The organism is Teichococcus aestuarii (assembly GCF_003116135.1).
Classification (GTDB): Bacteria; Pseudomonadota; Alphaproteobacteria; order Acetobacterales; family Acetobacteraceae; genus Pseudoroseomonas; species Pseudoroseomonas aestuarii.
On sequence record NZ_PDOA01000002.1, the window covers coordinates 72,414 to 90,656 of the forward strand.

At 73.6% G+C, this 18,243-nt stretch carries 17 protein-coding genes; 12 read left to right on the forward strand and 5 right to left on the reverse strand.

All coding sequences use genetic code 11. The features are described 5' to 3' along the window. Positions 1–283 precede the first annotated feature (283 nt). The gene (locus CR165_RS03265; RefSeq protein ID WP_109515542.1) at positions 284–1,498 is read left to right on the forward strand and encodes a serine hydrolase domain-containing protein; all 1,215 of its coding nucleotides are present in this window, start codon (positions 284–286) and stop codon (positions 1,496–1,498) included. A gap of 51 nt (positions 1,499–1,549) precedes the next feature. Here the strand turns inward: CR165_RS03265 and mntR are convergent, their stop codons facing one another. Next, positions 1,550–2,002, reverse strand: a complete 453-nt coding sequence (mntR, locus tag CR165_RS03270) for a manganese-binding transcriptional regulator MntR (RefSeq protein ID WP_109515543.1) — start codon at positions 2,000–2,002, stop codon at positions 1,550–1,552. A gap of 168 nt (positions 2,003–2,170) precedes the next feature. Between mntR and CR165_RS03275 the strand changes: the two genes are divergently transcribed. From CR165_RS03275 to CR165_RS03290, 4 genes are read left to right on the forward strand one after another with little or no spacing between them, the layout of a single operon-like run. Further along, positions 2,171–3,196, forward strand: a complete 1,026-nt coding sequence (locus CR165_RS03275) for a metal ABC transporter solute-binding protein, Zn/Mn family (RefSeq protein ID WP_245906088.1) — start codon at positions 2,171–2,173, stop codon at positions 3,194–3,196. Next, positions 3,193–3,987: a metal ABC transporter ATP-binding protein gene (locus CR165_RS03280; RefSeq protein WP_109515544.1), complete on the forward strand. Its 795-nt coding sequence runs from the start codon at positions 3,193–3,195 to the stop codon at positions 3,985–3,987. The genes CR165_RS03275 and CR165_RS03280 overlap by 4 nt, the downstream gene beginning before the upstream one ends. Then, on the forward strand, positions 3,984–4,919 hold the full coding sequence (locus tag CR165_RS03285; RefSeq protein WP_245906089.1) for a metal ABC transporter permease: 936 nt from the start codon (positions 3,984–3,986) through the stop codon (positions 4,917–4,919). The genes CR165_RS03280 and CR165_RS03285 overlap by 4 nt, the downstream gene beginning before the upstream one ends. Then, a complete protein-coding gene (locus tag CR165_RS03290) occupies positions 4,916–5,836 on the forward strand; it encodes a metal ABC transporter permease (protein WP_109515545.1) in 921 nt (306 codons plus the stop codon). Before CR165_RS03285 ends, CR165_RS03290 begins: the two co-directional genes overlap by 4 nt. Positions 5,837–5,965: 129 nt before the next feature. Here CR165_RS03290 and CR165_RS03295 read toward each other — a convergent pair whose 3' ends face one another. Beyond that, positions 5,966–8,401, reverse strand: coding sequence for a helicase-related protein (locus tag CR165_RS03295; protein ID WP_109515546.1), 2,436 nt, complete (start codon positions 8,399–8,401; stop codon positions 5,966–5,968). 241 nt (positions 8,402–8,642) lie between these two features. Between CR165_RS03295 and CR165_RS03300 the strand changes: the two genes are divergently transcribed. Beyond that, positions 8,643–9,368 (forward strand): cytochrome c oxidase assembly protein, encoded by a 726-nt coding sequence (locus tag CR165_RS03300; RefSeq protein ID WP_219929671.1) that lies wholly within the window; start codon positions 8,643–8,645, stop codon positions 9,366–9,368. Then, positions 9,368–9,886, forward strand: a complete 519-nt coding sequence (locus CR165_RS03305) for a CopD family protein (protein WP_109515548.1) — start codon at positions 9,368–9,370, stop codon at positions 9,884–9,886. Before CR165_RS03300 ends, CR165_RS03305 begins: the two co-directional genes overlap by 1 nt. Here the strand turns inward: CR165_RS03305 and CR165_RS03310 are convergent. Further along, positions 9,853–10,335 (reverse strand): DUF2231 domain-containing protein, encoded by a 483-nt coding sequence (locus CR165_RS03310; RefSeq protein WP_109515549.1) that lies wholly within the window; start codon positions 10,333–10,335, stop codon positions 9,853–9,855. The two genes, CR165_RS03305 and CR165_RS03310, sit on opposite strands and share 34 nt — an antisense overlap. 30 nt (positions 10,336–10,365) lie before the next feature. Here CR165_RS03310 and coxB point away from each other — a divergent pair, with 30 nt between their 5' ends. From coxB to CR165_RS03325, 3 genes are read left to right on the forward strand one after another with little or no spacing between them, the layout of a single operon-like run. Beyond that, a complete protein-coding gene (coxB, locus tag CR165_RS03315) occupies positions 10,366–11,442 on the forward strand; it encodes a cytochrome c oxidase subunit II (protein ID WP_181377986.1) in 1,077 nt (358 codons plus the stop codon). Then, positions 11,439–13,961: a cytochrome c oxidase subunit I gene (gene ctaD / locus CR165_RS03320; protein WP_109515551.1), complete on the forward strand. Its 2,523-nt coding sequence runs from the start codon at positions 11,439–11,441 to the stop codon at positions 13,959–13,961. The genes coxB and ctaD overlap by 4 nt, the downstream gene beginning before the upstream one ends. Then, positions 13,958–14,305, forward strand: a complete 348-nt coding sequence (locus CR165_RS03325) for a hypothetical protein (RefSeq protein ID WP_109515552.1) — start codon at positions 13,958–13,960, stop codon at positions 14,303–14,305. Before ctaD ends, CR165_RS03325 begins: the two co-directional genes overlap by 4 nt. A 9-nt stretch (positions 14,306–14,314) precedes the next feature. On the opposite strand, the gene CR165_RS03330 is transcribed toward CR165_RS03325, so the two are convergent. Then, positions 14,315–14,533, reverse strand: a complete 219-nt coding sequence (locus CR165_RS03330; protein ID WP_109515553.1) for a hypothetical protein — start codon at positions 14,531–14,533, stop codon at positions 14,315–14,317. A gap of 80 nt (positions 14,534–14,613) precedes the next feature. After that, the gene (gene cobD, locus CR165_RS03335) at positions 14,614–15,696 is read right to left on the reverse strand and encodes a threonine-phosphate decarboxylase CobD (RefSeq protein ID WP_219929672.1); all 1,083 of its coding nucleotides are present in this window, start codon (positions 15,694–15,696) and stop codon (positions 14,614–14,616) included. 36 nt (positions 15,697–15,732) lie between these two features. Between cobD and cbiB the strand changes: the two genes are divergently transcribed. Both cbiB and CR165_RS03345 read left to right on the forward strand, forming a co-directional pair. Then, positions 15,733–16,725 carry an adenosylcobinamide-phosphate synthase CbiB gene (gene cbiB, locus CR165_RS03340; protein ID WP_109515555.1) on the forward strand — a complete coding sequence of 331 codons (993 nt, stop codon included), beginning with the start codon at positions 15,733–15,735 and terminating at the stop codon, positions 16,723–16,725. A 385-nt stretch (positions 16,726–17,110) separates the two neighbouring features. Continuing rightward, entirely contained in the window at positions 17,111–18,241 is a 1,131-nt protein-coding gene (locus CR165_RS03345; protein ID WP_109515556.1) for an NAD(P)H-dependent glycerol-3-phosphate dehydrogenase, read from the forward strand. The last annotated feature ends 2 nt before the right edge of the window (positions 18,242–18,243 follow it).

An 18,243-nucleotide genomic window follows, 5' to 3' on the forward strand; every position in this document is an offset into this window, starting at 1 on the left:
TCGTTCCCTTCTGACGGAGGCTTTTCCCACGGGAGCCGGAGGGCGCTCCGCCCGGCTGCCGGCGGCCCTGCTGGCCGCGGCGGCGCGGGGCATTCCGCCACCTTCGCCCGTTTCCTTCCCCCGTTCTTTCCATGGCCTTTCCGGCCTGCGCGGAGGCTAGACCCCTCCGCCGATGCATTCAATATGGAGAATGGTATTCCGCGCCCGGAAAAGAGGTACCCTTCTCGACGCCCGTGCCGCCCCGCCGCAGGATCGGCACCCGAGGCAATGCGGAGGCGGCGGCATGATCGTGGAGAATCCGAGAGCGGTGGGGCTCTGCCCGGAACGGCTGGGCCGGGTCGGGCACTGGGCGGAGGCGCTGGTGGCGTCGGGCCGGCTGGCGGGGATGACGACGCTGGTGGCGCGGCGCGGCCAGGTGGCCTGGCTGCACAGCACCGGCATGGCCGACCGCGAGCGGGCCGTGCCGATGACGCCCGAGACCATCGTCCGCATCTATTCGATGACCAAGCCGCTCACCAGCCTGGCCATCCTGATGCTCTACGAGGAGGGCCGCTTCCAGCTCGACGACCCGATCACCCGCTTCCTGCCCGGCTTCGCCAACATGCGCGTGGCGGTGGGCGGCGGGCGCGGCAAGATCGACACCGTGCCGGCGGAGCGGGACATCACCTTCCGCGACCTGCTGACCCACACCTCGGGCCTGACCTACGGCTTCATGCAGGCCACGCTGGTCGATGCGCTCTACCGCGAGCAGGGCGTGGACTTCCAGACGGCCGAGACCAGCCTGGAGGATGTGGTGGCGCGCGCCGCCGCCCTGCCGCTGATCGCCCAGCCAGGGCGGGAATGGAACTACAGCATCGCCACCGACGTGCTGGGGCATTTGGTCGCCGTCATCTCCGGCCAGCCCTTCGAGGATTTCCTGCGGCAGCGCGTGCTTCAGCCGCTGAAGCTGGTGGACACCGACTTCCACGTGCCGGAAGCCAAGCACCCCCGCCTCGCCGCCAACTACGCGCGCGGCGCGGGCGACAGCCTCGCCCTGATCGACGACCCCGCCACCAGCCGCTACCTGCGGCCGCGCACCGTCTGCTCCGGCGGCGGCGGGCTGGTCTCCACGGCGGCGGATTACTGGCGCTTCTGCCGCTTCATGCTGAACAAGGGGGAGCTGGAGGGGGTGCGCCTGCTCGGCCGCAAGACGGTGGAACTGATGACCGCCAACCACCTGCGCGGCGACATGGCGGCGATGGGCCAGCCGCGCTGGTCGGAAAGCACCGCCGAAGGCATCGGCTTCGGCCTCGGCTTCTCCGTCACGCTGGACCCGGCGCGGGCACAGATCCTCGGCACGCCGGGGGAATATGCCTGGGGCGGCGCCGCCTCCACCGCCTTCTGGGTCGACCCGGCCGAGGAGATGGCGGTCATCCTGCTCACCCAGCTCATGCCGTCCTCGGCCTATCCCATCCGGCGGGAGCTGCGGGTGCTGACCTATCAGGCCATCATCGACTGAGCGGGAGAAGGCCGGGGGAAGGAATTCCCCCGGACCCCCATCTTCTTTCTGTCAGCCGGGGGTGCGCGGGCGGCCGAGAAAGCGCTCGAAGGCCGCCAGCGTCGCCTCGCTGACATGGTGCTCGATGCCCTCGGCATCCATCTCCGCCACCTCCGCCGGCACGCCGAGCGCCAGCAGCACATCCACCACCACGCGGTGCCGGGCCTTCACCTCGGCCGCCAGCGCCTGCCCCTCGGCGGTGAGGAACACGCCGCGATAGGGCTTGGAATGCGCCAGCCCCTCCCGCTTCAGCCGGGCGATGGCCTTGATGGCGGTGGCATGGGAGACGCCGAGGCGCCGGGCGATGTCGGTCGGGCGGGCCTCGCCCGTGCCCTCCAGCAGGTCGGCGATCAGCTCCACATAGTCGTGCAGCAGGGCGCTGGCGCGGGCCGAGCGGGCCGAGGCGTGGCGCGCCGCCTCCCGCATCGCGTCGCCGGCCGGGGGGGCCGCCTTGTCATCCTCCATCGCCACCCTGCGCCATGCCTGTGAAGTTGCCGTGATGGGGGGCCTCTAGCAGCCAGGGAAGCCCTTGCGCAAAATGTAGCCTTGGCTTCAACATGGCGCCATCGCTTGAAGATGGCGCCGCTGGTTCCAGATGAAGACACTGTCACGAGAAGCCGGGAGACCGTCAGAATGACCGAGGCCCGCATGCCGCCTTCCCCTTCCCTCCTCCCCCCGCGCCCCGCCCGGCCGGGGCGGCGCGCCCTGCTGGCGGCCCTGGCCGGGCTGGTGGCGGCGCCGGCCCTGCCCGGCGTGGCGCCCGCCCAGCCGGCGGCGCCCCCGGTGCTCGCCACCACCGCCATGATCGGCGACCTGGCGCGCCGCATCGGCGGCGGACGAATCGCGCTCGACGTGCTGATGGGCGAGGGGGTGGACCCGCATCTCTACAAGCCGACGCGCGGCGACATCGCCCGGCTGCTGAAGGCCGAGCTGGTGCTCACCAACGGGCTGCTGCTGGAAGGGCAGATGACCGGCGCCTTCGAGCGTGTGGCGCGCGCCGGCAAGCCGGTGGTGGCGGTGGCCGAGTCGCTGCCGCCGGAGTTCCTGCTCTCCCCCGAGGGCGCGGCCGGGCACCACGACCCGCATGTGTGGATGGACCCGCAGGCCTGGTCGCGCGCGGCGGCGCTCATCGCGCAGCACCTCACCACGCTGGAGCCGGCGGGCGCGGCGGCGTTCGCGCGCAACCTCGCCGACCTCCAGGCCGAGCTGGTGGCGCTCGATGCCTGGGCGGAGCAGGCCATCGCCTCCATCCCGGCGCGGCAGCGGGTGCTGGTCACGGCGCATGACGCCTTCAACTACTTCTCGCGCCGCTACGGGCTGGAGGTGATGGGCATCCAGGGCCTCTCCACCGAATCCGAGGCCGGTCTGCGCCGCATGGAGGAGCTGGTGGCGCTGCTGGTGGAGCGCGGCATCCCCGCCGTCTTCGTCGAGAGCTCCGTCTCGGACCGCAACGTGCGGGCGCTGGTGGAGGGCGCGGCGGCGCGCGGCCACCGCGTCGTCATCGGCGGCTCGCTGTTCTCGGACGCGATGGGCGCGCCCGGCACCTATGAAGGCACCTATCCCGGCATGATCGACCACAACGTGACGACCATGGTGCGGGCGCTGGGCGGCGAGGCGCCGCCGCGCGGCTTCGCCGACCGGCTGGCGGAGGCCCGGTGAGCATCGCCCCGCCCGCCCTCGAGGTGCGCAACCTCTCCGTGGCCTACCGGGAGGCGCCGGTGCTGCGCGGCGTCAACTGGCGCGCGCCTGCCAGCGGCCTCACCGCCATCGTCGGGCCGAACGGCGCCGGCAAGTCCACCCTGCTGAAGGCGGCGCTGGGGCTGGTGCCGCGCCTCGCCGGCGAGGTGCGCTTCTTCGGCCAGGAGCTGCGGCAGGCGCGCCGGCGCATCGGCTACCTGCCGCAGCGCGCCAGCGTGGACTGGGACTTCCCCGCCACCGCCCTGCAGGTGGCGGCCATGGGCCGCTACCCGCGCGTCGGCTGGTTCCTGCCGCTGCCGCGCGCCGAGCGGGAGCGCGCCCGCGCCGCCCTGGCCGAGGTGGGCATGGCCGATTTCGCCGGGCGGCAGATCGGCCAGCTCTCGGGCGGGCAGCAGCAGCGCGTCTTCCTCGCCCGCGCCCTGGCGCTGGAGGCCGATCTCTACCTGATGGACGAGCCCTTCGCCGGGGTGGACGCCGCCACCGAGCGGGCCATCATCGACGTGCTGCACCGGCTGGGGCGGGAGGGGCGTGCGGTGATCGCGGTGCATCACGACCTCGCCACGGCGCCGCAATACTTCCAGCATGTCTGCCTGCTGAATGGCGGGGTGGTCGCCGCCGGGCCGATGGAGACGACCTTCACGGCCGAGAACCTCTCGCGCACCTATGGCGGGCGGCTCAGCCTGCTGGACGAGGCGGCGCTGCGCCCGGCCGCCGCCCCGCCGGCCGGCCGGCCGCTGCGGGCCGTGCCATGATGGAGGCGCTGTTCCAGGCGCTGACGCTCAGCGGCGGCTACAATGCGCGGGTGGTGGCGCTGGGCTGCGCCGCCTTCGGGCTGGCGGCCGGGGCGCTGGGCTGCTTCGTGCTGCTGCGCGGCCGCGCGCTGATCGCCGATGCCGCCGCGCACGCCACCCTGCCGGGCCTCTGCCTCGCCTTCATCCTCGCCGCCGGCATGGGCTGGAACCCGCGCAGCCTGCCGCTGCTGATGGGCGGCGCGGCGGCCACGGCGGCGCTCGGCGTGCTGGCCGCCGGCGCGCTGGCCCGCGGCGGCCGGCTGCGGGACGACGCGGCGATGGCGCTGGTCATCTCCATCGGCTTCGGCATCGGCGTGGCGCTGCTCTCGGTGGTGCAGTCGCTGCCGGTGGGCGGGCAGGCGGGGCTGTCCAGCTTCATCCTCGGCCAGGCGGCGGGGATGAGCGCGGCCGATGCCTGGCTGATCTTCTGGCTGGCCCTGGCGGCGCTGGCGGCGGTGGCGGTGCTGTTCCGCCCCCTCGCCGTGCTCTGCTTCGACGCCGATTTCGCCGCCGCGGCCGGGCTGCCGGTGCGCTGGCTCGACCTCGCCCTGCTGGGGCTGATGCTGGCCGTCACCGTGGCGGGGCTGCGCGCGGTGGGGCTGATCCTGGTGGTGGCGCTGATGGTGGTGCCCGCCGCCACCGCCCGGCTGAGCACCGAGCGCCTCTCGGTGATGGTGCCGCTGGCCGGGCTGCTCGGCGCCTTCGCGGCCTGGATGGGGGCGGGGCTTTCCGCCGCCGCGCCATCGCTGCCCACGGGCGCCACCATCGCCCTGGTGGCCTGCGCGCTGTTCCTGCTGGCGCTGCTCTTCGCCCCGGCGCGCGGGGTGGTGGCCTTCGCGCTGCGCCAGCGCCGGCTGCGCCAGGAAGCGGCGATGGAGGCACGATCGGCATGACGCTGTTCCTGCAACTCGATTTCGCGGCGCTCTCGGCGGCGGTGCTGGCCTGCCTGGCCTGTGGCCTGCTCGGCAACCTGCTGCTGCTGACGCGGCAGAGCCTGCTGGGCGATGCCATCAGCCATTCCGTGCTGCCGGGGCTGGTGATGGGCTTCATCGTCACCGGCACGCGCGCCACCCTGCCGATGGTGCTGGGCGCCATGGCCGCCGCCGTGCTGGCCGCGCTGCTGATCTCCCTGATCCGCCGTCTGGCGCGGCTGGAGGCGGGGGCCGCCATGGGCGTGGTGTTCTCCGGCATGTTCGCGCTGGGGCTGGTGCTGATCGAGGTGAGCGGCGCCCGCTCCGTCGATCTCGACGTGGACTGCGTGCTCTACGGCCAGCTGGAGGCGCTGATCTGGCCAGCCGCCACCGGCCTTTCCTCGCTGTGGGACCCGGTGGCGCTGGCCGACATGCCGCAGGAGACGCGCACCCTGGCCGGCGTGCTGGCGCTGACGCTGGCCGGCCTCGCCCTGCTGTGGAAGGAGCTGCGGCTGGCGGCCTTCGACCCGGACTTCGCCGCCAGCATCGGCTTCGCGCCGCGCGGCCTGTCGCTGGTGGTGCTGGTGCTGGTCTCGGTGGCCTGCGTGGCGGCCTTCTGGGCGGTGGGGTCGATCCTGGTGATCGCCGCCCTGGTGGCGCCCGCCGCCATCGCCCGCCTGCTGACCGACGACTACCGCCGCCAGTTCCTGCTCTCGGCCGCGGCGGCGGTGCTGATGGGGGCGGGTGGCTATGGCGCCGCCATCCTGGTGCCCTGGCTGCTGGGCCTGGGCCACGGGCTGAACGCCGCCGGCATGATGGCCGTGGTGGCCGGCCTGCTGCTCGCGCTGGCCTGGGCCTTCGGGCCCTATGGGCGGGTGCGGCGCGTCAGTGTGGCTTGAGGAAGAACCTTCTTTTTCTGAAGAAAAAGAAGCAAAAAGACTTTGTCAGTTTGGCGCCGCGCCCAACGTCAGCGCGGCGCCAACTGATGGAAGTTTTTTGGTCCTTTTTTCCAAAAAAGGACGTCTTCCTTACGCTGCCTTCCTCCGGCTGCTGACGCGCGCCTTCTCCGGCGCGTTCTCCACGCGCCCGCGCCGCTGCTGCTTCAGCACGTCCTCGATCCAGGCATCCAGCCGCGCCGTCTCGGCCTCGGCCTCGGCGCGGTCGGGGTAGGCGCCCTCGAAGCGCAGCGAGAGCCAGCGCCAGGCGACGAGGCGCTTGTGCACCTTCTCCGCCCGCTGGAGTTCCTCGCCCGAGGCGCGCTCAGGCGCCGGCAGCCGGCCGGCGAGCGGCGGCATCACCGGCCGCCCCGCGCCGTGGTCCACCGCCCAGCGCGCGAGGCGGGTGATGCCGTTGTCCCGCTCGTCCACCGGGCACATGGCGTAGGTCCAGCGGTCCAGCAGCGAGAGGTTCGCCACGCCGTCGATGGCGGAGGCGATGGCCATCTGCTGGGTCAGCTCGGCCAGGCGGTAGTTCGGGTCGTCCTTGCGCAGCACGGCGCGCTGGATGCGGGCGAGCACGCCGAACAGGCTGTCCGTGCCGATCTCCTTGGCCACGGCGGCGATGATGTCGGCATCCGGCTGCACCTGCGGGCGCAGCTCGGGGGGCGGCGCGTGCGGCGCATCCAGCAGGGCGCGCATCGCCTCCGGGTTGCCGGCGCCGGCCAGCACGGCGACGACGCCGCCCTCATGGTGGCCGTAGCGCCCGGCGCGCCCGCCGATCTGCTTGATCTCCTGGCTGTTCAGGTCGCGGCGCTCCTCGCCGTCGAACTTCTTCAGCGTGGAGAAGATGACGCGGCGGATCGGCAGGTTCAGCCCCATGCCGATGGCGTCGGTCGCCACCAGGATATCGGCCTCGCCGGAGCGGAAGCGGGCGGCCTCGGCGCGGCGCACCTCAGGGGAGAGCGCGCCATAGACCACCGCCACCTTGCGGCCGCGCTTCACCAGCTCCTCGCGCAGCCCCATCACGTCGCGGCGGGAGAAGGCCACCAGCGCGTCGCCCTCCTTCAGCCCGCCGAGCGGGACGGGGGTGGTGGAGGCGTGCAGCGGGCCCTTGCGCTGCAGCGAGATCTCCTCGACCTCGTCGCCGCACAGCTCGGCGATGCGCTTGACCATCGGCACGCATTCCGGCGCGCCGAGCACGAAGACCTCGCGCGCCGGCACGCCCATCAGCGCCGCCGTCCAGGCCGCACCGCGGTCGCGGTCGTGCAGCAGCTGCGCCTCGTCGATGATGGCGACATCCACCGGCGTGTGGAACGGGCACATCTCCACCGTGGCGGCCAGATGCTTGCTGCCGGGGGCCAGGATGCGCTCCTCGCCGGTGGAGAGCGCCGCCTCGACGCCGCGCGCGGCCAGCGCCTCGCGGAACTCGTGCGCCAGCAGGCGCAGCGGCGCCAGGGCCAGCCCGCTCTCGGCCCGGGCCAGGCGGTCGAGCGCCGTGTGGCTCTTGCCGCTGTTGGTCGGGCCGGTGACGATGACGATGCGGCGGATCATCGCCCGCGCCGTGGCGAAGTGGGCGGCGTAGCGGTCGAGCGCCGCGGCGCGGGCCACGGCGGCGTTGGCCACCTTGCCGCCACGCCCGGCCAGGGCCGCGGCACGCGCCAGCCCCTGCTCGGTGCCGCCGCGCTGCGGCGCGCGGCCGGAGCGGTCGCCCTGGCGGCTGTCATTCTGGGCGCGCTCGGCCTCGCGCCAGCCGGCCACCTCGGCGCGCAGCGGCTTCAGCTCGGCGGGGTCGAACTCCCAGCGCTCGCGGCCGCCGGATTTCGGCAGGCGCAGCTTGCGCGCCACCGGCAGCAGCCCGGCGGCCACCCAGCGCAGCGCCTCGCGCTCCGTGCAGCCGAGCAGGCCGGGCAGCGCCTCGATGCCGACGAGGCTGCGCTCCCACTCGCGCAGGCGCTTCACCTCCTCGCGGCGCTTCTCGCGCGCATTGGCCTCGGCGGCGCGCAGCTCCTGGCGGCGGCGCTCCTCGACATGCGCGGCGGCGCGGGAGAAGCGGGCGCTCTCGCTCTCGTCCAGCCCGTGCGCCTCGGCCACGGCGCGGGCCAGGGCGGCGTGCCGCTCGGGCGAGAGGGCGGTGCCGGTGACATCCACCAGCTCGGCCTCCACCGCCTCCAGCGCGGCGCCGGGGCGCGGCGCGGCGTTGCGCAGCCGGGTGCGGATGGCCGCGTCCAGCGCCGCGCGCAGCCGGTCCTCGGAGGGCTCCGGCTCGTCGATCGTGGCGGCGGCGGCCTCGGCCTCGGCGCGGCGGGCCCAGACCTCGCCGGCGCGGTTAGCCATGGCCACCATCGCCGAGGCCCAACCCTTGCGGCGCACTTGGCACAGCGCCTCACGCACCGCTTCGGCATCGGCCGGCAGGCGGCGGGCGACAAGGCGGATGAGCTGCGGCATCTCGCGCTGCTCCACCCTCAGGCCCGCCGCCAGGATGGCCGCTTCCGCCGGGTTGGCGGGGGGCAGGGTGTCGTCATGCATGCGCGGTGAAATCCTCTCGAAGCGGCCCCGAACAGGGCAAGGTGCCTGACATATCGGAAACGGAACCCTCAATGCCAATGCCTGTCCTGCGTGCAAGCTCCTGGCCAGGGGCATGGCACATATCAGGCCAGGGCGGGACAGGTTACGAATTTTCAACAGCAATTCCGCGTGCAAGGGCCGCGCAACCCTGCCGGGCAGGGGGTGTTCACCGCTTCGGGACCGGCAGAAAGGGGCGAGGACGGTGTGGAACGCGATTCCCTATTGCGGCGCGGGGCCTGTGCCGGACGCGCTGTGGAGCCGCTGGAACCTTGACCCCATCCTGCTGAGCGCCCTGGCGCTGCTGCTGGGCTGGGCCGTGCTGCGCCCGCCGGGGCGCCCCCGGCGGGCGGCGCTGGCGGGCTGGGCGGTGCTGGTGCTGGCCTTCGTCTCGCCGCTCTGCGCGCTCAGTTCCGCGCTGTTCTCGGCGCGGGTGGTGCACCACGTGCTGCTGGTGGCCGTGGCGGCGCCGCTGCTGGCGCTGGCGCTGCCTTCTCCGCGCCGCAACCTCTCCCTCGGCCTGGCGGTGCCGGCGCACATCCTGGCGCTGTGGCTGTGGCACGCGCCGCCACTCTACGCCGCCGCCCTCTCCTCGCATGCGCTCTACTGGGCCATGCAGGCCAGCCTGCTCGGCACCGGGCTGTGGTTCTGGGCCGCGGCCCTGGCGCGGCGCGAGACACCCCTGCCCTATCTGGCCGCGCTGCTGACAATGATGGCACAGATGGGCCTGCTCGGCGCGCTCATCACCTTCGCTCCCGGCGCGCTCTACCTGCCCCACCTGGAGACGACGCAGCCCTGGGGCCTCTCGCCGCTGCAGGACCAGCAGCTTGGTGGCCTGATCATGTGGGTGCCGGCCAGCCTGGCCTATCTCGGCGCCGCCCTGCTGCGCGCAGCGGAAGAGCTGCGCGAGCCGCGCCGGGGCGCAGCCTGATGCCGGCGCCCGAGGCCGCCTGGCTGAAGGCCGCCCATATCGCCTTCCTCTGCGTCTGGTGCGCCGGGCTGGTCTTCCTGCCCGGCCTCTTCGCCGGGCGCGCCCGCCAGCCCGACCAGCCGACGCTGATGCTGCTGTGGCGCTTCACCTGGGTGGGCTACCGCGTGGTGCTCTCGCCCGCCGCCGTGCTGGCCATCGCCACCGGCACCGGGCTGATCTTCGCCTACCAGGTCTTCGTGCCGTGGCTGTTCCTGAAGCTCCTCGTCGTCGGCGCCATGGTGGCGCTGCACATGTACTACGGCCTGGTGCTGGCGGAGCTGGCCGAGCCGGAGCATTGCTATCCGCGCTGGCGCTCGGCGGCGCTGGCCGTCGCCGCCAACCTCCTCATCCTCGGCGTGCTGCTGCTGGTGCTGGGCAAGCCCGAGATCGGCCCCGATGTCTTCCCGGACTGGCTGCTGCAACCCGGGAAGGGACAGGAGCTGTTTCAGTCGTCGCTCGAGAGCATGAGGCCGATCTGATGCTCGAACACCAGCTTGCCGCCATGCCAGCCCGCCAGCCCGACGAAGAAGGCCGCCAGCAGCGAGAGGAACAGCCCCCAGGGCAGCGGCGTGATGTCGGCCCCCGCCAGGCGCAGGCCCCAATTGGCGCCGGCGATGGAGAGCAGCATCACGGCGGCGACGAAATGCGTCCAGCCCGCGCTGTGGCGGCGGATGCCGCGCACCAGCAGCAGCTCCGCCGTGCCGGAGAGCCCGGCCAGCAGGCCGAGCCAGAAGGCGAAGCCGCTGGCCCACAGCCCGGCCCGCACCCAGAAGGGGTCGGCGGTCCACCAGTAGAACACGTCGCAGCCGAGGGTGGCCATGATCAGCGCGATGGGGAAGGCCACCAGCATGGCATGGATCGGGTGGCCGGCGACGGCCACCTTCGAGCTGACGCCCTCGCTGGTCAGCTCGGGGATCGGGTCGGCCATGCGGTGCGCGCTCCTCTGGCGGGGTATGGCGTGAGCCGTGGTCGGGTCGCTGCTGTAAGCGATGGCGGGCGGCGGGAGTTCCAGCGCGCGGCGCCGGAATGGTTTCGTCGGGCGGCGCCCTCTCTGCTTGGGCGCGCCGCGCCGGCTCTCTCTCGGCGCGCCGCGCCGGGTGCAGCCCTCCTCCTGGCCGGCTGCTCCGGCCCGCTTTCCACGCTGGACCCGGCGGGGCCGGGAGCGGCCTCGGTGGCGGCGCTGTGGTGGGTGATGTTCTTCATGGCCACCGCCATCCTGCTCGGCGTCTGCGCCGTGGCGCTCTACACGCTGCGGCGGGAGCGGCGGGGGCGCGGGCTGCATGTCGGCCGCTTCGTCGCCGGCTGGGGCGTGGCCTTCCCTGTCACGGCGCTGGCGGTGCTGCTGGTCATAGCGCTGCGCACCGGCGAGGGCATGCTGCCGAAGCCGGGGCCGGAGGGCGCGCTGCGCGTCGCGGCGCGCGGCCAGCAATGGTGGTGGTCCTTCACCCAGTGGGACGCGGCGGGCAACCCGGTGCACAGCGCGGGCGAGCTGCACATCCCGGCCGGGCGCGCGGTGGATGTGCACATCACGGCGGCCGACGTCATCCACAGCTTCTGGGTGCCGCGCCTGACCGGCAAGCTGGACGCCATCCCCGGCCATGAGAACGTGCTGCGCCTGCGCGCCGACACGCCCGGAATCTACGAGGGGCAATGCGCCGAGTTCTGCGGATTGCAGCATGCCCAGATGGATTTCCGCGTCATCGCCCACCCGCCCGAGGCCTACGCGGCCGCGCTGGCGGCGCTGGCCACGGCGCGGCCGGACCCGGCGCATCCCGGCGCCGCCGACTTCGCCGCCAACTGCGCCAGCTGCCACGGCACCGACGCCCGGGCGAAGAGCGCCGCGCCCAACCTCGCCGGCCTCGCGCAACGCGGGCGCATCGGCGGCGGAACGCTGCGGAACGAGGGCCAGGAGAGCGTCCTGCTCTGGCTGCGCCGGCACGAGACGCTGAAGCCCGGCAGCCGGGAGCCCTCCCACGCCGCGCTCGACGACGCGACGCTTGCCCGCATCGCCGGCTACCTGGAGACCGCCCGATGAGCATGACGCCGCCGACGCCGATCCGCCGGCACCGCCTGCTGGAGGCGATCTGGGGCACGCAGCCCGGCCTCGGGCGGCTGGCGGCGGTGAACCATAACATCGTCGGCAAGCGGTTCATGATGACCGCCTTCGTCTTCTTCGCCATCGGCGGCATCCTGGCGATGCTGATCCGCGCGCAGCTGGCGCGGCCGGGGCATGTCTTCATGCCGCCCGAGCAGTACAACCAGGTCTTCACCATGCACGGCACGGTGATGATGTTCCTCTTCGCCATCCCGATGTTCGAGGGGCTGGCGCTCTACCTGCTGCCGAAGATGCTGGGCGCGCGCGACCTGGCTTTCCCGCGCCTCTCCGCCTTCGGCTACTGGTGCTACCTGCTGGGCGGCAGCTTCATCATCGGCGCCATGCTGGCGGGCGTCGCGCCGGATGGCGGCTGGTTCATGTACACGCCGCTCTCCTCCTCCACCTATTCGCCGGGCATCAACGCCGATGTCTGGCTGCTCGGCATCACCTTCGTCGAGATCTCGGCGATCAGCGCGGCGGTGGAGTTCACCGCCACCATCCTGAAGCTGCGCGGCGCCGGCATGGCGCTGCGGCGCATGCCGATCATCGCCTGGTACTTCCTCGTCACCGCCGTGATGATGCTGGTGGGCTTCCCGCCGCTGATCCTGGGCAGCATCCTGCTCGAGATCGAGCGCACCTTCGGCCTGCCCTTCTTCGACCCGGCGCGCGGCGGCGACCCGCTGCTGTGGCAGCATCTGTTCTGGCTGTTCGGCCACCCGGAGGTCTACATCATCTTCCTGCCGGCGGCGGGGGTCATCTCCACCGTGCTGCCCGTTTTCGCGCGGCACCGGCTGGTGGGCTACAACGCCATCGTGCTGGCGCTCATCGCCATGGGCTTCCTCAGCTTCGGGCTGTGGGTGCACCACATGTTCGCGGTGGGCATCCCGCACATGGCGGTGGGCTTCTTCTCGGCCGCCAGCATGGCGGTGGCGATCCCGACGGCGGTGCAGATCTTCGCCTGGCTCGCCACGCTGCTGAAGGGCCGGCCACGCCTTGACCTGCCGATGCTCTATCTGCTCGGCTTCTTCTTCATCTTCGTCAATGGCGGCCTCACCGGCGTCATGGTGGCCGTGGTGCCGTTCGACTGGCAGGTGCATGACAGCTACTTCGTCGTGGCGCACCTGCACTACGTGCTGGTCGGCGGCTTCGTCTTCCCGCTGATGGCCGGCGCCTACTACTGGATGCCGCTGGTGACGGGGCGGATGCCGATCTACCACCTCGGCCGCGCCGCCTTCTGGCTGATCTTCGTGGGCTTCAACCTCACCTTCCTGCTGATGCACCTGACCGGCCTGCTCGGCATGCCGCGCCGCGTCTATACCTACCCCGCCGGCATCGGCTGGGACTGGCTGAACCTGCTCTCCTCGGTGGGCGGCTTCCTGACGGCGATCGGCTTCGCGCTGTTCGCGGTGGACATGCTGATGCAGCGCCGCTTCGGCCAGCACGCGCCGCGCAATCCCTGGGGGGCGGAGAGCCTGGAATGGTCCCTCCCCCTGCCGCCGCCGAGCTACAACGCCGCCAGCCTCGGCCCCGTGGAGAGCCGCGACCCGCTGGCGGACCGCCCCGATCTGGGCCGCGAGCAGGCCGCCGGGCAGCACTACCTCGCCACGCCGCGGCATGGCTGGATGGAGACGCTGGGCGTCGAGGCCGTCAGCGGCCGCCCGGACCAGCTCATCCTGCTGCCGCAGCCCAGCCTCGTGCCGCTCTGGACCAGCCTCGCCACCGCGCTGTGCTTCCTCGCCGTGCTGCTGAAGCAGTACTGGCTGGTGGGGGTGGGCGTGCCGCTGGTGCTGGGCTGCGCCCTGGCCTGGCTGTGGTCGATGGGCCTGCGCGAGGACCCGGCGCCGGTGCCGATCGGCCATGGCGAGAGCGCCCTGCCGCATCCCGGCGTGGCCTCGCAGCCCGGCTGGTGGGGCATGGCGCTGCTGCTGCTGGCCGATGCGGCGCTCTACGCCTCGCTGCTGTTCGGCGCGCTGTTCCTGTGGGTGGTGGCGCCGGGCTGGCCGCCGCCGGCGCTGCTCGGCTTCTCGCCCTCGCTGATCCTGCTGGCGCTGGCGGGGCTGCTGGGGGCGCCGCTGGCGGGCGCGCTGGGGCTGGCGGCGCTGCGGCGCGGGCGCGTGGGCGCCTGCGCGCTGCTCTCGCTGCTGGGCGCCGGGGCGGGGCTGCTGGCGGCGGCGGCCGTGGCGGCGCTGCCGCTGTGGCATGGCGCGCCGCCCGCCAGCCACGCCTATGCCGCCACCGCCCTGGTGCTGGCGCTCTATGTGGCGCTGCACGCGGCGCTGGGCACGATCATGGCGCTCTACACCGCCGCCCGCTGCCAGGCCGGCTATGTCTCGGCGATGCGCGACCTGGCGCCGCGCAACACCCTGATGTGGCAGGGCTACACCGCGCTCTGCGGCCTGGCCGCGCTGCTTCTGCTGCAACTCTGGCCCTGGATGGCCGGGGCGGGGACGACGCCATGACCCTGCTCCGGCGCCTGCCGGGGGTGGCGGTGGCCACCCTCGCCTTCCTCCTCTGGAGCTCGGCCTTCCTGCTGCTCTACGTCGCCGTCTCGCTCGGCTGCGCCTGGGGGTGGGACCAGCCGGCGGCGCTCGGCCTCAGCCTGCAGCGCTGGGTGCTGCTGGGCGTCTGGGCGGTGCATCTGGCGCTCCTCGGCACGCTGCTCGCCTGGAGCTGGCGCGGCACGCGCTGGGGCAGCGCGGAGGACGCCTTCCGCCCCGTGCTGGCCACCGGCGGCCTCGGCCTGGCGCTGGCGGCCACGCTCTGGTGCGGCCTGCCGGTGCTGCTGGCCTCCGCCTGCCAGTGAGGCGGCGCCTCAGTTGCGGGCCGCCGCCCGGCGCGGCGTGGCATCGGGGTGCCAGGCCGGCTCCGGACCGGGGGTGGCGAGCAGCGCCTCGGTCAGCCGGGTGATGTCCTGCTGGCGCAGCACGGCCGCAGTGTCGCCGCCCGGCAGGCCGCCGGCCTGATGCGCGGCGCGGTGCGCGGCCATCAGCGCGACCAGCTGGGTGGTGCCGCAGGAACGGTGATGGAACATGGCGGGCTTTCCCCCTCTCCGACGCGATGCCCCATCCTAGACGCGATTAAGAATGATTCTCAACATGATTCCGGCTTGGCTCAGCCGCCCAGCGCCGCCGCCAGCCGCGCCCAGGCCGCCGCGTCGCCCGGCAGGCCGAAGCGCAGCCAGCGTGGCTGGCCGGAGAAGCGCCGCACCAGGATGCCCGCCCGGCCCAGCCGCGCATGCCACGCCGCCGCGTCGCCCTCGGCCAGCCGGAACAGCCTCGTGCCGCCCCGCACGCGCAGCCCGGCGCCCGCCAGCAGCGCGTCGAGCCGCGCCGAATCGGCGGCGAGCCGCGCCGCGGCGGCCTCGCGCCAGGCCGTGTCGGCCAGGGCGGCGCGGCCGATGGCGAGCGCCGGGCCGGACACCGCCCAGGGCCCCAGCGCCGCGCGGATCGCCGCCGCCCGCTCCGGCGAGGCCAGCGCGAAGCCCAGCCGCACCCCCGCCAGGCCGTGGCTCTTGCCGAAGGAGCGCAGCAGGATCAGCGCCGGGTGCGGCAGCAGGGCGGCGGCGCCGGGCGTGTCCGGCTCCAGCTCGGCGAAGGCCTCGTCCACCACCAGCAGGCCGCCGCGCGCCGCCATGCGGTCGGCCAGGGCGCGCAGCTCCTCGGGCGCATAGCGGCGGCCATCCGGGTTGTTGGGGTTGCAGAGCAGCGCGGCACCAGGGCCGTCCGCTGGGCCGTCCAGCGCGGCGAAGCTCGCCACCTCCGCCACCGCCGTGCCGGCGGCGCGCCAGCAGGCGGCGTGTTCGGCATAGGTGGGCGAGAGCACGCGCAGCGCCGGCTGCGGGAACAGGCGCGGCAGCAGCTGGATGAGCAGCTGCGTGCCCGGCGCGGCCGCCACCATCGCCGGGTCGGCGGCGCCATAGGCCGCGGCGGCCACGGCGCGCAGCGCCGCCTCGGCCTCCGGCTCGGGCAGGCGGGTGAAGGCCTCGGGCGGCAGCGGCGGCACCGGCCAAGGGATGGGGTTGATGCCGGTGGAGAGGTCGAGGAACGGCTCCGGCGCACCGGGGAATTGCCGCCGCGCCGCGCCGAGCCGCCCGCCATGCTCCATCAGGCGGCCTTCCGCCCCGCCCTGTTCCGCCCCGCCCTGTTCCGCCCCGCCCAATCCCGCCCCGCTCTGTTCCGCCCCAACTGCCGCCATGCTAGCCCCTCCGCCGCTCTTCCCGGACACCGCGCCATGGCCCCGCTGCACACCACCCTGTTGATCCTCGCCGGGGCGCTGCTGCTCGAAGCCGCTCTCGGCTACCCCAGGCCGCTCTATTCCGCCATCCGCCACCCGGTGGTGTGGATGGGCGCGCTGATCGCCCGGCTCGACCGCGCGCTGAACCGCGACACGCTGCCCTTCGCGCGGCGCAAGGCGCGCGGCGTGCTGGCGCTGGCGCTGCTGCTGCTGGCCTGCGGCGTGCCCGCGGCGCTGGCCCAGGCGGCGCTGCTGGCGGCGCTGCCGCTGGCGCTGGCGGTGCCGCTGCTGACCGTGCTGGCCGCCACCCTGCCGGCCCAGCGCAGCCTGCACGAGCACGTGGCCGCCGTGGCCGAGGGTCTGGAGCGCGACGGTCTGGAAGGCGGCCGCGCCGCCGTGGCGATGATCGTCGGCCGCAACCCGGCCACGCTGGACGAGGCGGGCGTCGCCCGTGCCGCCATCGAGAGCCTGGCCGAGAACTTCTCCGATGGCGTGGTGGCGCCTGCCTTCTGGTGCGGCGTGCTCGGCCTGCCGGGGGCGGTGCTCTACAAGGCCATCAACACCGCCGACAGCATGATCGGCCACCGCACGCCGCGCCACGCGGCCTTCGGCTGGGCCGCCGCCCGGCTGGATGACGGGGTGAACCTGCCCGCCTCGCGACTCGCCGCGCTGTGGCTGATCCTGGCGGCGGCGGCGACGCGCGGCGCCGATGCGCGCGGCGCCTGGCGTGCGGTGCGGCGGGATGCGCGGCACCACCGCTCGCCCAATGCCGGCTGGCCGGAGGCGGCGATGGCCGGCGCCCTCGGGCTGCGCCTGGCCGGGCCGCGCGTCTATGGCACCACCCGTGTCGAGGATGGCTGGATGGGTGATGGCCGCGCCGGGGCCGGCCCGGCCGACCTGCGCCGCGCCCTGGCACTCTACCGCCATGCCTGCCTCCTGCAGGGCGGGGCGGTGGCGGCGCTGGCGGCGCTGGTCCTGGGCCTCGCCTGAACCGGCGAACATCCGCAACGGGAAGTCCGCCCAAGTCATTCCTGGGCGGTCATCCAAAATGCAGAAAATAGAAACTTACGATAAGGACATGAAGCCGACTTGCACGGCACGCGATGGGTTCATGCCGGTTACATGAGGCATCGGAATCCAAAGTAACGATCAAATTAACTTTCAGATCTCCCCGCGATTTCCAAGCCGCCCGAAATTTGCCTCAATCTGGACTTGATTTTTGCGGCGCAGCACAGCAGGTTAGTGCCTCCACAACTTCGTGAGACGCATCCATCAGCGGCTGACGCCGTACCTGATCTGTCCCCTCGCGGCCCCTTCCGGCACACCGCCTCGCGCACCGTGTCCCGGGCCGCCCAAGAATGCGGAGGGCCTTCCGTTGCCGAACACCGGACACGCCACCCAGACCACCGATCTTCACGACCCCACCCCCTTCGGCCGCGTCGCCGTCATCGGGGGTGGCGCCTGGGGCACCGCCCTGGCCCTGACCGCGCACCGTGCCGGCCGGCAGACCCGCCTCTGGATCCGCGAGGAGAGCGCGGTGGCCGAGATCAACAGCACCGGCCGCAACCCCTTCCTGCCCGCGCATGAAATCCCCCGCCCCATCGCCGTCACCGCCGATTTGGAGGCCGCGCTGCGCGGTGCCGAACTGGCCGTGCTGGTGATCCCGTCGCAGCACCTGCGCGCCGTGGCGGCGCGGGTCGAGGCGCTGCTGCCGCCGGGCGTGCCCGTCGTGCTCTGCTCCAAGGGCGTCGAGGCCGACAGCGGCGCGCTGATGACGCAGGTGGTGGCCGAGGAGATGCCGGACCGGCCGCAGGCCGTGCTCTCCGGCCCGAGCTTCGCCGCCGAGGTGGCGGAGGACCAGCCGACCGCCGTGACCATCGCCGCCCCCGCCGGCGCGCAGGGCCTGTTCGGCCCCGACCACCTCGCCGGGCGCATCGCCGTGACGCTGGCCAGCGAGACCTTCCGCCCCTACCTCTCGGACGACCCGGTGGGCGTCGAGGTCAGCGGCGCGGTGAAGAACGTGCTGGCCGTGGCCTCCGGCATCATCGCCGGGCGCGGCATGGGCTCCAACCCGCGCGCCGCGCTGCTCGCCCGCGGCCTGGCCGAGATCAGCCGCCTGAGCGTGGCGCTCGGCGGCCGGGCGGAGACGGTGCTGGGCCTCTCCGGCGCCGGCGACGTGATGCTCACCTGCTCCTCCGAGCAGTCGCGCAACTTCTCCTACGGCCAGGCGCTGGGCGCCGGCCGCAAGCCGGACACGGCGAAGGGCGCCGTGGTCGAGGGCGTGGCCAATGCCCGCTCCGTGCTGGCCCTCGCCCAGCGCCTCGGCGTGCAGATGCCGATCTGCGAGGCGGTGGACCGCATCGTCCACCGTGGCCTGTCGATCGACCGCGCCATCGCCGCGCTGCTGACCGGCCCGCTGCGCGCCGAGCCGCGCGCGCTGGAGCACCGCGCCAGCATCGCCCACCCGGCCCTCTCCACGCCGCAGGCGAAGCGGGTGTTCGCATGAAC

Excerpts from the sequence above, each read along its gene's own strand:
- cbiB (WP_109515555.1), top strand. The coding sequence starts at position 15,733 with ATGGCCCCGCTGCACACCACCCTGTTGATCCTCGCCGGGGCGCTGCTG.
- cobD (WP_219929672.1), bottom strand. The coding sequence starts at position 15,696 with ATGGCGGCAGTTGGGGCGGAACAGAGCGGGGCGGGATTGGGCGGGGCG.
- ctaD (WP_109515551.1), top strand. The coding sequence starts at position 11,439 with ATGAGCATGACGCCGCCGACGCCGATCCGCCGGCACCGCCTGCTGGAG.
- CR165_RS03330 (WP_109515553.1), bottom strand. The coding sequence starts at position 14,533 with ATGTTCCATCACCGTTCCTGCGGCACCACCCAGCTGGTCGCGCTGATG.
- mntR (WP_109515543.1), bottom strand. The coding sequence starts at position 2,002 with ATGGAGGATGACAAGGCGGCCCCCCCGGCCGGCGACGCGATGCGGGAG.
- CR165_RS03310 (WP_109515549.1), bottom strand. The coding sequence starts at position 10,335 with ATGGCCGACCCGATCCCCGAGCTGACCAGCGAGGGCGTCAGCTCGAAG.
- CR165_RS03305 (WP_109515548.1), top strand. The coding sequence starts at position 9,368 with ATGCCGGCGCCCGAGGCCGCCTGGCTGAAGGCCGCCCATATCGCCTTC.
- CR165_RS03275 (WP_245906088.1), top strand. The coding sequence starts at position 2,171 with ATGACCGAGGCCCGCATGCCGCCTTCCCCTTCCCTCCTCCCCCCGCGC.
- CR165_RS03325 (WP_109515552.1), top strand. The coding sequence starts at position 13,958 with ATGACCCTGCTCCGGCGCCTGCCGGGGGTGGCGGTGGCCACCCTCGCC.
- CR165_RS03265 (WP_109515542.1), top strand. The coding sequence starts at position 284 with ATGATCGTGGAGAATCCGAGAGCGGTGGGGCTCTGCCCGGAACGGCTG.
- CR165_RS03295 (WP_109515546.1), bottom strand. The coding sequence starts at position 8,401 with ATGCATGACGACACCCTGCCCCCCGCCAACCCGGCGGAAGCGGCCATC.
- CR165_RS03290 (WP_109515545.1), top strand. The coding sequence starts at position 4,916 with ATGACGCTGTTCCTGCAACTCGATTTCGCGGCGCTCTCGGCGGCGGTG.
- CR165_RS03285 (WP_245906089.1), top strand. The coding sequence starts at position 3,984 with ATGATGGAGGCGCTGTTCCAGGCGCTGACGCTCAGCGGCGGCTACAAT.